Genomic DNA, 12,660 nt, shown 5'->3' with positions numbered 1-12,660 from the left:
TCGCTTTAGCGAATCCGAATCTCAAATATTAGGGGTGTAAAAATGGAAACAACTAAGCCTTCTTTCCAGGACGTTCTGGAGTTTGTTCGTCTGTTCCGTCGTAAGAACAAACTGCAGCGTGAAATTCAGGACGTTGAGAAAAAGATCCGTGATAACCAGAAGCGTGTCCTGCTGCTGGACAACCTCAGCGACTACATCAAGCCGGGTATGAGCGTTGAAGCCATTCAGGGTATCATCGCCAGCATGAAAACCGATTATGAAGACCGCGTTGACGATTACATCATCAAAAACGCCGAGTTGTCGAAAGAACGTCGCGACATCTCCAAAAAACTCAAAGTGATGGGTGAAGCCAAAGTCGGCGAATAAACCTCTCATTAGTTCCGGCGGCAGTGCTTGCCGCCGGGCTCCTCCATCTTCCTGCCGTTAAACCTCCGTATAAGCATCGCCCTTTAAGCCGACAGTTTGTTATACTGCCGCCGTGAACTTATTGATACCGGAAGGGTTTATCACATGCTGTCCCAGCTACAGGTACCGCCGCGATGATACTGATTACCGGCGGCGCGCGTAGCGGCAAAAGCCGTCACGCCGAATCTTTACTCCAATCCTTCGCGTCGGTGCTCTATATCGCCACTTCAGCCGCTATTGACTATGAAATGGCCGCACGCATTCAACATCACCGCAATAGCCGCCCGCCGCATTGGCGTACTGCAGAGCGCAGCCGTGATCTAACGCCACTCATTACCCCCGATAATGAACCCGATGAAGCCATTTTGCTTGAGTGCGTCACTACACTGGTCACCAATATTCTGTTCGCTGAAGGTGGGGAAACGGATCCTGAAGAATGGGATTACGCTGCGATGGAAAAGGCAGTCACGCAAGAAATCACTCAGCTGATTGCTGCCTGCCGCGCCTGCCCATCGCCGGTGCTGTTGGTTACCAATGAGGTGGGGCTGGGAATCGTGCCGGACAACCGGCTGGCGCGGCATTTTCGTGATATTGCCGGGCGCGTGAATCAGATGCTGGCCGCGGCTGCCGATGAGGTGTGGCTGGTTGTTTCAGGGATAGGAGTCAAAATCAAATGATTAAATCGTTCTTTGCCACGCTTTCTTTTATGAGCCGCTTGCCGGTTCCGGCCCGCTGGTCGCAGGGGCTGGAAATCGATCAATATGAGCGCGGGATTGTTACTTTTCCACTGGTGGGGTTACTACTCGGCGCGATTGCCGGGCTGGTGATGCTGGTGCTTCATGCCTGGTGCGGCCTGCCGTTGGCCGCGCTGTTTGCCGTACTGGCGCTGGCGCTGCTGACCGGCGGTTTTCATCTTGATGGCCTGGCGGATACCTGCGATGGGATCTTTTCCGCCCGCCGCCGCGAGCGGATGCTGGAGATCATGCGCGATAGTCGGCTCGGGACGCACGGCGGGCTGGCGCTGATCTTTGTGCTGGTGGCGAAGGTATTCGTCATTAGCGAACTGGCGCTGCGCGGTACCTCAATGCTGGCGGCGTTGGCTGCCGCCTGCGCTGTGGCGCGTGGGATGTCGGTGTTGCTAATGTACCGCCAGCGTTATGCCCGGGAGCAGGGGCTTGGTAACGTATTTATTGGCAAGGTGACTTTCCGTCAGACCGTCATTACCCTGGCGCTATCCTTGGCGCTGGCAACGCTGCTGCTGGGCGTGCGTGGCCTGCTGGCTGCGGTTATAACGCTGCTGGTGGTATCGGCGCTTGGCCAGGCGCTGAAGCGCACGCTGGGCGGGCAAACCGGCGATACGCTGGGAGCGGCCATTGAACTGGGCGAAGTTATCTTTTTACTGGCGTTGCTATAGAGCACACACCGCGCTGACAGGAAGCATATGAATACAATAACTGAATGGTTAGCGGCCATCCCGCGACCGGACGAAAGCGCGATGTCGCGGGCTCGTGAGCATATTGACGGCTTGTTGAAACCTCCCGGCAGCCTGGGGCGTCTGGAAACGCTGGCGGTTCAGCTGGGAGGTATGCCGGGGCTACAGGGCGGGCTACATTTTGCACGCAAAACTATCGTGGTCATGTGCGCCGACCACGGCGTCTGGCATGAAGGTGTTACCGTCTCGCCACAAACGGTGACCGCTATCCAGGCGGCCAATATGACCCGTAAGAATACTGGCGTTTGCGTGCTGGCAGCGCAGGCAGGGGCTGATGTTCAGGTAGTTGACATCGGTATTGACGCCGAACCGATCCCTGGGCTGGTAAATATGAAAGTGGCGCGCGGCAGCGGCAATATTGCCTGTACCGCGGCGATGAGCCGGGAGCAGGCCGAAGCGCTGCTGCTGGCGAGCATGCGCTACACCCGCCAGCTTGCGGACCAGGGCGTGCGTCTGTTCGGCGTGGGCGAGTTGGGAATGGCGAACACTACGCCTGCTGCGGCCGTGGTCAGCGTGCTGACCGGCCATGATGCCGGCGATGTTGTGGGCATCGGCGCAAACCTGCCGGTATCGCAACTGGCGCATAAGGCGGAAGTGGTACGCCGGGCGATAGCGGTCAATCAGCCGTCAGCGGGCGATGGCCTCGACGTGCTGGCAAAAGTGGGCGGTTTTGACTTGCTCGGGATGGCTGGGGTCATGCTGGGCGCCGCTTCCTGCGGATTGCCGGTGATACTCGATGGCTTTTTATCGTACGCTTCAGCACTGGCGGCCTGCCGGATCGCGCCACAGTTGCATCCGTACCTGATTCCGTCGCATCTGTCGGCGGAGAAGGGGGCAAGTATTGCGCTGGAGCACCTGCAGTTGCAACCTTATCTGGAGATGGGCATGCGCTTAGGCGAGGGCAGCGGCGCGGCGTTAGCCATGCATCTGGTCGAGGCGGCAGGGGCAATGTTCAACAATATGGGGACGCTGGCTGAGAGCAATATCGTGCTGCCGGAAACCCGTTAAGCGGCTTCGGGGCGCCGACCAGCCCCCCGAAACAGTGCTTACAGCGCCTGCTGCCACACGCTTTGCGGCAGCAGATAAACATCCGCTTTAGCCTGCATGCCGTCGGTAACGATATGACGAATGCCGCTAGCCATCACCGCAAGGGTGACATCAAACGCATTCAGGCTATCGCCAAAACCGGCGGTAAGGTTGAGCATTGAGCCATCGGCCATTAGATAGATTGTTTTCCCCGGCATCCGATAAGCGTTGATATAGGGCATAACCTCTTCATGCGGGAACTGGCGCAGGTGTTCGCAGTCAATCTCTTCCGCCACGTGGCCGACGTTGAGAATAAATACGCCATCTTTAGCGCTGTCCAGCGCCAGGCTGTTGACCACTTTTTTGCCGCCGGTGGCGGTAGCGACGACGTCGGCTGATGCGATGGCATCCTGTAAATCCACGACATGCCAGCCGTCATAAGCGGCCTGTAAACGGCGCGCGGGATCGATTTCCGCCACCATAACCTGGCCGCCGAAGGCTTTTGCCGCGGCGGCGACGCCTTGCCCGACCAGGCCGTAGCCGATCACCAGCACTTTTTTCTCATGTAGGGTCAGGTGAGTAGTCTGGAAGAATGTGTGCCAGGCCGTCAGGCCAACCATATGGCGGTTATGTAGCCCTTCTTTGACCGGCAGATCATCCCAGTTAAAGATAGGGTAGCCGGGGCGAATATCACCGAGGCGATTGACGCCGGAGCCGGTGGCTTCAAGGCCGGCGACGACATCGCCGAACTCGCCACGCTGGTGGAGCAGGGTGGTAATATCTGCACCCATTTCACAAAGGTGAGTTGGCCCCCAGGCGATGGCTTTTTCCCATGATTGTTGCCAGTCGGCATCACTCATATTGCGCCAGGCGCAGGCTTCCGCGCCGCGCTCCACCAGCCAGGAGACAACCTCATCCTGCACGGTGGTTGGATTGCAGGTGGTCAAAAAGACTTTCGCCCCTTTCTCAAGGAGCCCCTGCACCAGCGGGATCATTTTCATATCGAGATGCATACAGCAGGCCAGGCGCACTTCGCTGAGGTCAGGAAGGGCCGCCACCTGACGCAGGGTACGCGGCATATTCTGGCTGGCCCATGCCACTTCTTTCGTTAAATTTGTCTTATTATTCACCGTATTGTGACCTTTAATCCGTAGAGTGGGTTTAACCCCGGTGGGGAAGATGATTCTAACGCAGGGTGTAAAAATCACATAACCCACACTGCCCGGTAAAGTTGCAAATAATAGGCATCATAAATACATGGTTGTTAATGAATGGTTAAATAAAGACAATGAAACATCATTTATTCCTATGATGTGAGCGATTCGTTCGATGTTACGCGTTTTACAGCGCCCGCTATTTTCTCGCGCGCGTATTTTTCTTGGCCGTTTAAAACCTCATGCCTTACCCGTTGCTAAAAAGCATATTGTGCTGGGATCGATCGGTGCGGGAACCGGACTGGCGGTGACCAGTATGTTCAGCCACTGGCTGTTGGGTGAGGTAAATCTGTGGTTTATTGCGCCGATGGGGGCCTCGGCGGTATTGCTATTTGGCGTGCCCAGCAGCCCGCTTGCTCAGCCCTGGTCTATCGTTGGCGGCAACGTGCTTTCGGCGCTGATCGGCGTCACCGTCGGACTACTGGTGCCGGATACGGCAATCGCCTGCGGCCTGGCGGCGGCGCTGGCGATCGCCGGGATGTACTTTTTGCGTTGTCTGCATCCACCTGGCGGCGCGGTGGCGCTCACGGCCATCCTTGGCGGCGCCGGCGTACACAGTGAAGGCTACCAGTTTGTGCTGACGCCGGTATTATTGAACTCCATGATGTTGGCGCTGCTGGCGATCGTCTTCAACAATCTGGTCGGGCGTCGCTATCCGCATCCGCTGGCGGCGGAAGAGGTGAAGCCGAATGTAGTGCCGATGGGGATTGCAGTCACTCGCGAAGATATTCACGCCGCGCTGATGGAAGGGCAGTTCCTTGATATCGGCGAGGACGATGTGCAGGAACTACTGGAGAATATCGAACAGCAGGCTCGACTGCGTCTCGCCGCCGGTCAAAAAGCGCGTCAGTGATGCTATTAAGACACCCCTTGCAATGCCTTAGCTAGCGCCAGCCTGAATCGCTCGATGAGGTCGGGTTCACCGGGCAATAATTCGGCGAGCGTAATCGTTTTGTCCGCGCGGTAGACCTTACCGCTGCCGAGCAGCGCCTCGATATCATTGGCCGCCTGATGCGCGGCCTGCAGATCGGCATCCAGTAATATCACGGCGTGAGCCAGGACGATGTGACCCTGGCTTTCGGCTACGGGCCGCCAGTATTGAGCGGTACCGGCAATCTTGCGCGCGTTTTCTCCCTCACCGCAGGCCAGATTATAGCGGCCGTCGCAAAAAGAACCGCTGACGGCCTGAAAATGGCTTTCGACGCCAAGAGTCGAAAGCGTGCGTTGCAATATTCCACATAACAACAGATAGATGGGTTCGGCGGCCTCGCCTAATGGCTGGATTACCGGCCAGGCAAGACTCAGGTTGAGGATCCCCGGTCCCTGCGGCACCAGCCCGCCTCCGGATCGACGCATCCACACCGGCCAGCCACGGGCGGCAAAGGATTCACTGACGGTGGCCAGATTGGCGAATTTCCGGTAACTGCCAGGAACCACGAACCCTTGCGGCGCCTGCCAGAGTTGAGCGACGGCTTCGCCGCGGCGCGCGCGCTCGAACAGAGGCTGTTCGGCGAGCGTGGGATCATCGCATTGGACAATCGGTAATCCGCCGATATTGAAGCGGATGGGCAAACAGCCTGCGTTATGTGGTTCGCGCATAAAGCCTCCCTTTTTATGCCGGATGGCGGGTTTTCATCAACATCGCCGTAACGGCGGAGAGCAGGCAGCCGACCGTCAGATAAATCGCCACGCTATGCCATGACCCGCCAGAGAAGGTGACCAGCGCGGCGGCGATAAATGGCGTAAAACCTCCGCCGACCACGCTGGCCACTTGGTAGCCTACGCCTGCGCCGCTGTAACGATAGCTGGCGCCAAACATTTCGGTAAACATCGGCTGCTGTACGCAGACCACCATATCATGGGCGATGTTGGCCAGCATCAGGGCAAAAAACAGGATCCAGAACAGCGAGTGCTGCTCCAGCGCCATAAAGAAGGGGAAGCCGCTTAATGTTCCGATCAGTGCCCCGGTAATATAGATACGACGGCGGCCAAACCTATCCGCCAGCCACGCAAAGCAGGGAATGGTAATACAGCTAATACCGCCCACCAGCAACCCAATATTGAGGAACAGTTCACGGGGCAGGCCGAGGTTTTGTGTCGAGTAGTTGAGGGCGAAGGCGGTCACGATGTACATCGTTAACAGTTCACACAGGCGCAGGGCGATGATCAATAAGAAGGCGCCGGGATGGCGCGCCAACGCTTCCAGTACCGGCAGGCGTTTTTTCACCGCGGCTGGCGTTTTCTGCAGCTGTTGTTCAAATTCTGCCGACTCGCTCATGCCGTTGCGGATCCACAATGCCCCCAGTACCAGCACTACGCTAAACAGGAATGGCAGGCGCCAGCCCCAGCTAAGGAACTGCTCATCGGTGGTGAAACTGCTGATAAGCGATACCAGCCCAGTAGAGAGTAACAGACCGACGCCATAACCCACCTGCACGCCGCTGCTATAGAACGCCTTTTTGTTTTTTGGCGCGCTTTCAACCGACAGCAACGCCGCGCCGCCCCATTCGCCGCCGACGGCGAAGCCCTGCACTGCGCGTAAAATAACCAACAAAACCGGCGCCCACCAGCCAATCTGGTTAAAGGAAGGCAGTAGGCCGATGCAGGCGGTGGCGATTCCCATCATCCACACGGTCATCATCAGCATGCGCTTACGGCCTAAACGGTCGCCGAAATGGCCGAAGATAATGCCGCCGAGCGGGCGGAAGAGGAAGCCGACGCCGAAGGTCGCGAAGGCTGCGAGCGTGCCCATCGCCGGGCCAATTTGTGGGAAAAATTCGCGGTTGAACACCAGTGCGGCGGTAATGCCGTACAACAGAAAATCGTACCAGTCGACGACGGCGCCAGCAAAGCTTCCCCATGCCGCACGACGAGCGCGATGAAGAGAAGCAACCCCCTTGCCGGAGTCGGGAGAAATAAGCGTTGAGTCCATGCCTGTCCTGTTTGTTGTTAACTTGTTATTATTTGAATGAGACGCTTTCTTATCTTCGCGCCGTTAAGGAGATTACCGCGCATAAGCGCAGCTGAAAAGTTTTTTACCAGCATGAAAGACAATAAAGTAAAAAATGTCTAAATCGAACATTTAATTTCCACCACTGGTGTGGGTTAACTGTTGACCATAACTACTATTTTATTTTTGTGGCCCTACTGGGACAGCTTTTAAGAATTCACGTAAATGGTTTACAATTACTATCTCCAACGCTGGATATGGTGGGTGATATGCGTCTAATTTTTGCAGTTTTATTTTATGTTTTGGTTTTACCCAATGCTTTCGCAGAAAAACTGCCTGCGCCAACAGGCAAACCCGTTTTAACCATTTCAGGAAAGATTACCAATACAAACGAAGGTGATACCGCCGTATTTGACATTGCCGCGCTAGAAAAATTGGGCAATGAGACAGTGATCACCACTACTCCGTGGTATTCAGGGAAAGTGCGCTTTGATGGTATTTCACTTAGCAAACTTATGGACTTAGTGGGCGCGCAAGGTAAGACGGCGAAGGTGATGGCCCTTAACGATTATACTACTGAGGTACCGGTGGAGGATTTTCATAAATTCCCGGTGATCCTGGCGCTGAAGATGAATGGTGAATATATGCGCATTCGTGATAAAGGGCCTCTTTTTATTGTTTATCCCTACGATAGTAGCGCGGAGTTACAGAACCAAATCTATTATTCCCGCTCGGCATGGCAGGTTTCAAAGATTATAATTGAGTAAGGCTCTGATCTTGAATCGAATACTCACTGCCATTATTTTGTCGCTTTTTATCGTCACCGGATACATTACCTATCTGGTGCATGAGCGGCAGAGTGAGCTGCAAAAATTAACCCGTTATACCGACTCGTGGTCTGTGTCTCAGATGGTCTCCGAATACATGCGTCTCGAGGCTCGTTTAAGCGCCCTGGCGCTGAACGTGAAGGGGACCGACCGCGATGAGGTACGCCTGCGCCTGGAAATAATGATGAGTCAGATCGAGCTGCTGCAACAGGGCGATCTTGGCCAGTTCATCAGAAAAAGCGAGCAGCGGCAGGCAACGGTGACCAGTCTGATTCAGATCCTCGATCAACTCGATCGGCAACTGGACACCATGACGCCTGAGCAGATGGTGACTCTGCTGCATACCATGAGTAAGTTAGATGGTCCGATGACCTCACTGGCCTCCATGACCCTGGCGCAGGACTTTGATGTCGTTAATCTTACGCACGATAAGATTCAGCATCTCTATTACATCTATTCGGTGATTTCAATCTTGCTGATTACGATGTGTATCACTCTTGGGCTATTGATGCTTCGGCAAAATAACAACTTGCGACGCGCTCATGTGCGCATGAAATTGCTCGCGAATGACTTGCAGCTGTCGAAAGAGAAACTGCAGGTACAGAACCGCCGGTTGCAATATGATGCTTATCACGATTCGTTAACAGGGATGCCTAATCGTCTCTCTTTCTGGCAGAGGCTACAGGAAGTGGTTAATCACGTGAAACCTTATCATGGTTGCGCTGTGGTTATGCTGTTCGACCTGGATAATTTTAAAGATGTGAATGATACGCTGGGACATGATGCCGGTGACAAACTGCTGCAGGAGCTCGCCAGCCGCCTGTCGTTTTTCCGTAAAACATCAGAGACGCTGTACCGGCTTGGCGGCGACGAATTTGCCCTGGTATCGCAGGATCTGAGCGAAGAAATGGCGCTGGAGCGGGCGGATGTGATCCGCGAGAAAATCAGTCAGCCGTACCAGATCTACGATTCATTAATTAACATCGGGGCTTGCATTGGCATCGTAATCTCCGATGCTGAAAGTCGCACCGATTACTTATACAAATGTGCCGATCTGGCGTTGTATGAAGCGAAAAAATCCGGTGCGGGACATGTGGAGATTTTCCGTCCCGGCATGTTGCAACGTTTACAGGACAACAAATCCTTTGAGGACGATCTGCTGCATGCGCTGGAAAATGACCAGTTCAAGGTTTACTACCAGCCGATCGCCGACACGGTGTCGCGTGAAATTTATGGTTACGAAGCGCTGGTTCGCTGGTTTCATCCGCTGCGGGGCATGGTACCGCCTACGGAATTTATCCCGGTGGCGGAGAAAACCGGCCTGATTAACCAACTTGGCGAGTGGGTGCTGAAGACCGCCTGTGAGGAAGCGGCCCGCTGGGAGCAACCACTGAAAGTTTCGGTTAACGTCTCACCGATTCAACTTATCAATACCTCACTCACAGACACGGTGGTTGCGGTGCTAAAGAAGACGGGCCTCGACCCGCGGCGCCTTGATCTTGAGATTACGGAATCTGATGTATTTAACGAAAATACGCGCTCGCTGGAGATCCTCAGCCAGTTACGCGAGCAGGGGATTCAGATTTCGATTGACGATTTTGGCACCGGGTATTCGTCATTGTCACGGTTAAGTTATTTCCCCTTTGATAAGATCAAAATTGATCGCTCGTTTGTGGTCAATATACCTATGCAAAAAGATGACCTCGATATTGTGCGCCTGATCATCAGTATGGGGAAAAGCTTACATATGCGCATTGTCGCCGAAGGTGTTGAAACCGAGGAACAATTAACCTCGCTGCAACAATTGGGTTGCGATCTCGTTCAGGGCTATTTAATTGGCAAGCCGGGGCAGTTAAATAACAACTGAAACAAGATAATCCTCAGTCTTTAAACTGGCGCCGGTGAACTATCACTGGCGCTTTTTTATATTTTAAATAACGATAATCCGTAATGGGTATAAATAGTGGTAGGTAAAATAGATTCGAAAAAATAATACCCTTAGCAATTGAAAGGGGTATATGATATGCAATATATCGTTCCATTCGCGGCGCTATTTCACGGCGCGGAAAGAGAGGCAAATCATGCAACGAATCATTATACCTACCCATTATGTTCAGACCCGTTCCACCCCCATGTGGACCAAAGAGACCGCGCCCGCGTCCATCTGGAAGCGCCATCTTGATGCCGGTACGCGACAGGGCGTCTACCCGCGTTTATCGGTGATGCAGGGCGCAATACGCTATTATGGTTATGCCGATGAAACGAGCCCAGACCCTGTTGAAACGATGACTATTGAAGCGGGGCAGTTTGGTGTCTTTCCTCCGGAAAAATGGCACTGCATTGAGGCATTAACTGACGATACTGTATTTAATGTCGATTTTTACGTCGACCCTAAAATTCTGATTGAGGGATAAGTTGAGTCTATGAACAGTGAAAATAAAGGTTACTCATTAGCGATAGTCAATAACAACAATAATGAAAAACGAGAGAAAATTTATCTCAAGCCGATGGCGCTTTATGTCCCTGATATCGCGGTTCAGGCAGTAGCGGAATTGCTTCAGGATCTTTCAACCGATAACGCACAGGGCAAAGGGTTCAGCCTGATGGTGACGAACAATAATAACGGTGTATCGGTAGATAAAGATTTTGCTGCAATCGAGGCGCTTCAGGATCCACTGCATGCCGCTGATGCGGTGAAAGAGCTCATCAATATTGTGCGCGGTTATGAGTCTGACGAAGAGACTAACGTCTGCGGTTGGTAAAAATTCAGTCAGGCAGATATCGTCCGATATCTGCCTCTATCTCTGGTTTCAACTCATCGCTATCTGCTGCAGTAACCAGTCCCGCAAGGCGCTGATATCGGCGCGCTGGGCTAACTCTTGTGTCGCCACCAGATAATAGTTTGCTCCCGGTAAGAACATTTCAAATGGCGCCGTTAATACCCCGCGTTGCAACAGATCGCGCGCCAGCAGTTCGCTGGCAATCACCACGCCTTGTCCCGCCACCGCCGCCTGTAGCGCATGCGTCTCGTCGCTGAAGGTTAACCCTGCGTCGATATTCAGCTGCGGTGGTCCGTAGCGGCGTTGCCAGTTCTCCCAGCCCGGCGAATCTGCCGGAACGTGACGATGTTCAACGTGGAACAGGGTCGCGTGATGCAAATCCTCCAGCCGTGTAATACCCAGCGCGGGGCTGGCGACGACGATAAATCGGTCTTCATGTAGCAAGGTACAGTGCAGTTCGCGCTCCGGCGTTTCACGATAGCGAATCGCGACATCCACGCTGCGCTGGTTGAGATCCACCCGTTCGACGCTGGTATGTAGCCGCAGGTCAATGGCGGGGAATTTCGCTTTAAATGCTGCCAGTCTCGGTACCAGCCAGTGAGTCAGAAAGTTGGAAGTCGTGGTGACGGTGAGCGACGGCGGCTGGTGTGAGCGAACAATTTGCGCGGTAGCCTCTTCCAGCGCGCTAAAGGCGCGCTGGGTTCCGACATAGAGAATTTCGCCGCTTTCGGTAAGGCTGACGCCAAGGGCATTGCGTTCACAGACCCGGCACTCCAGCACAGATTCCAGCAGCTTGATTTGATGACTTACTGCGGTAGCGCTCACCCCGAGCATATCGGCGGCGCGTTTAAAACTGCGGCAGCGGGCAACGGCATGAAAGGCGCGTAGCGCGCCCAGCGGGGGGAGACGGTTTTTTCTCATGGCTGAGTTTTTCTCATCTATGGCTGAAATCTATGCGTTTGTGTGGGTAATTATACAGGCGCTAGTCTACTGAAATGTGAAATAAGAGCTGAATTTAATTCATCATCGTTTGAGAATGTCAGGAGTGAAAAATGAGTATTTTCCTGCACCCGCGTGCTGCGGTAGCGACATCCGGTGCTGAACCGCGTGCGCAAGCTATCGCGCTAAGCAGCTTATTCGCGGCAGGCGCGCTGTTATTGAGCATTTCCGCCATCATCGGCGCTATCGCCAGTTTGGCGTTGCTATTGGCGCTGGCGGGAGCTTTTGCTGTTGGCTATGCAATCGCGCGTTGGCAGCCGTGGCCAGCGCATTATAGCGTGACAATATCGTGTTATGCCTTTGTGCTGTCCGCTATAGGTTGGTTGCTGGTTCTGGTGATATGGAATAGCGAACACGGTTGGCTGGAGCTCATTCCGGGAATCGTCTTTGGTGGATTAGGGCTGGGCATTGTCTGGCAAACCCATGCGGCAGAAAGAGGTTTTTTGGGGATGATGCCGAACATCCCGACGATAGCGAGTATCGTTTTTATTACCCTGGCGATTCTGCTAACCAATCACTATGCCGATTCAGGAAAGGGAGGCTTTGTCTACGCTCTGGCGGTGCTGGCGGATCTGGCGTTGCTGGGTGCGGTGCTGGTGAAAATCAGGCGGCAGGATGAGCACAGCATCAAATACGAATGATCGAACGCGTAGATAATTTCTGAATAGAGATAGATTGAAAGTATTGCGATAAGAAAGCAAAAAGCCTGCTCGTAAGCAGGCTTTTCTGAATCTGGCTCCTCTGACTGGACTCGAACCAGTGACATACGGATTAACAGTCCGCCGTTCTACCGACTGAACTACAGAGGAATCGTGTGAACGGGGCGCATGTTAGCGAGTGTGTTACGGGATGTCAAAGGAGAATACGTCTTTTGCGATCGTTCGCTGGTAAATTCAGCAGTAGCGGTGATTTTATTACTTTTTAAACGAAAATTTGAGCGAATTCAGAGGGATGAAAAGCTAAAGTT

The 12,660-nt window shown here is 53.8% G+C and carries 14 protein-coding genes and 1 tRNA gene; 10 read left to right on the top strand and 5 right to left on the bottom strand.

The window, feature by feature from the left end; all coding sequences use genetic code 11:
* Positions 1-42 precede the first annotated feature (42 nt).
* From ABLV08_RS11615 to cobT, 4 genes are all read left to right on the top strand, one after another.
* A complete protein-coding gene (locus ABLV08_RS11615; RefSeq protein WP_015365834.1) occupies positions 43-366 on the top strand; it encodes a DUF496 family protein in 324 nt (107 codons plus the stop codon).
* A gap of 173 nt (positions 367-539) precedes the next feature.
* Positions 540-1,082: a bifunctional adenosylcobinamide kinase/adenosylcobinamide-phosphate guanylyltransferase gene (cobU, locus tag ABLV08_RS11610; RefSeq protein ID WP_015706019.1), complete on the top strand. Its 543-nt coding sequence runs from the start codon at positions 540-542 to the stop codon at positions 1,080-1,082.
* On the top strand, positions 1,079-1,819 hold the full coding sequence (cobS, locus tag ABLV08_RS11605; RefSeq protein WP_047041866.1) for an adenosylcobinamide-GDP ribazoletransferase: 741 nt from the start codon (positions 1,079-1,081) through the stop codon (positions 1,817-1,819). Before cobU ends, cobS begins: the two co-directional genes overlap by 4 nt.
* 27 nt (positions 1,820-1,846) lie before the next feature.
* Positions 1,847-2,905, top strand: coding sequence for a nicotinate-nucleotide--dimethylbenzimidazole phosphoribosyltransferase (gene cobT, locus ABLV08_RS11600; protein WP_077203621.1), 1,059 nt, complete (start codon positions 1,847-1,849; stop codon positions 2,903-2,905).
* A gap of 38 nt (positions 2,906-2,943) precedes the next feature.
* Here the strand turns inward: cobT and ABLV08_RS11595 are convergent, their stop codons facing one another.
* Complete coding sequence (locus ABLV08_RS11595) at positions 2,944-4,053, bottom strand: adenosylhomocysteinase (RefSeq protein ID WP_348855870.1); 1,110 nt, start codon at positions 4,051-4,053, stop codon at positions 2,944-2,946.
* A gap of 199 nt (positions 4,054-4,252) precedes the next feature.
* On the opposite strand from ABLV08_RS11595, the gene ABLV08_RS11590 reads away from it, so the two are divergent.
* Complete coding sequence (locus ABLV08_RS11590) at positions 4,253-4,990, top strand: HPP family protein (protein WP_015365839.1); 738 nt, start codon at positions 4,253-4,255, stop codon at positions 4,988-4,990.
* A 5-nt stretch (positions 4,991-4,995) separates the two neighbouring features.
* On the opposite strand, the gene ABLV08_RS11585 is transcribed toward ABLV08_RS11590, so the two are convergent.
* Both ABLV08_RS11585 and shiA read right to left on the bottom strand, forming a co-directional pair.
* Positions 4,996-5,736, bottom strand: coding sequence for a lipoate--protein ligase family protein (locus ABLV08_RS11585; protein WP_348855868.1), 741 nt, complete (start codon positions 5,734-5,736; stop codon positions 4,996-4,998).
* Positions 5,737-5,749: 13 nt separating this feature from the next.
* Positions 5,750-7,069 (bottom strand): shikimate transporter, encoded by a 1,320-nt coding sequence (gene shiA / locus ABLV08_RS11580; protein ID WP_032711963.1) that lies wholly within the window; start codon positions 7,067-7,069, stop codon positions 5,750-5,752.
* Between the two features lie 287 nt (positions 7,070-7,356).
* Here shiA and ABLV08_RS11575 point away from each other — a divergent pair, with 287 nt between their 5' ends.
* The 4 genes from ABLV08_RS11575 (at position 7,357) to ABLV08_RS11560 (ending at position 10,676) form a co-directional block, all read left to right on the top strand.
* Complete coding sequence (locus tag ABLV08_RS11575; protein ID WP_015365842.1) at positions 7,357-7,854, top strand: molybdopterin-dependent oxidoreductase; 498 nt, start codon at positions 7,357-7,359, stop codon at positions 7,852-7,854.
* A gap of 10 nt (positions 7,855-7,864) precedes the next feature.
* Entirely contained in the window at positions 7,865-9,781 is a 1,917-nt protein-coding gene (locus ABLV08_RS11570; protein WP_015706014.1) for an EAL domain-containing protein, read from the top strand.
* A 214-nt stretch (positions 9,782-9,995) separates the two neighbouring features.
* Entirely contained in the window at positions 9,996-10,328 is a 333-nt protein-coding gene (locus ABLV08_RS11565) for a DUF1971 domain-containing protein (RefSeq protein ID WP_015706013.1), read from the top strand.
* Between the two features lie 9 nt (positions 10,329-10,337).
* On the top strand, positions 10,338-10,676 hold the full coding sequence (locus ABLV08_RS11560; protein WP_015365845.1) for a DUF1869 domain-containing protein: 339 nt from the start codon (positions 10,338-10,340) through the stop codon (positions 10,674-10,676).
* A gap of 48 nt (positions 10,677-10,724) precedes the next feature.
* Here the strand turns inward: ABLV08_RS11560 and ABLV08_RS11555 are convergent, their stop codons facing one another.
* On the bottom strand, positions 10,725-11,615 hold the full coding sequence (locus tag ABLV08_RS11555) for a LysR substrate-binding domain-containing protein (protein WP_020078378.1): 891 nt from the start codon (positions 11,613-11,615) through the stop codon (positions 10,725-10,727).
* Between the two features lie 131 nt (positions 11,616-11,746).
* Between ABLV08_RS11555 and ABLV08_RS11550 the strand changes: the two genes are divergently transcribed.
* Positions 11,747-12,334: a hypothetical protein gene (locus ABLV08_RS11550; protein WP_348855865.1), complete on the top strand. Its 588-nt coding sequence runs from the start codon at positions 11,747-11,749 to the stop codon at positions 12,332-12,334.
* A 92-nt stretch (positions 12,335-12,426) separates the two neighbouring features.
* Here the strand turns inward: ABLV08_RS11550 and ABLV08_RS11545 are convergent.
* Positions 12,427-12,502, bottom strand: a tRNA-Asn gene (locus ABLV08_RS11545).
* Positions 12,503-12,660: the final 158 nt, after the last annotated feature.

The sequence above is a fragment of the Klebsiella sp. CN_Kp088 genome, from assembly GCF_040064335.1.
Taxonomy (GTDB): Bacteria; Pseudomonadota; Gammaproteobacteria; order Enterobacterales; family Enterobacteriaceae; genus Klebsiella; species Klebsiella aerogenes.
Note: the sequence above shows the minus strand (reverse complement) of the source record. Positions and strands in the feature narration are given on the sequence as shown.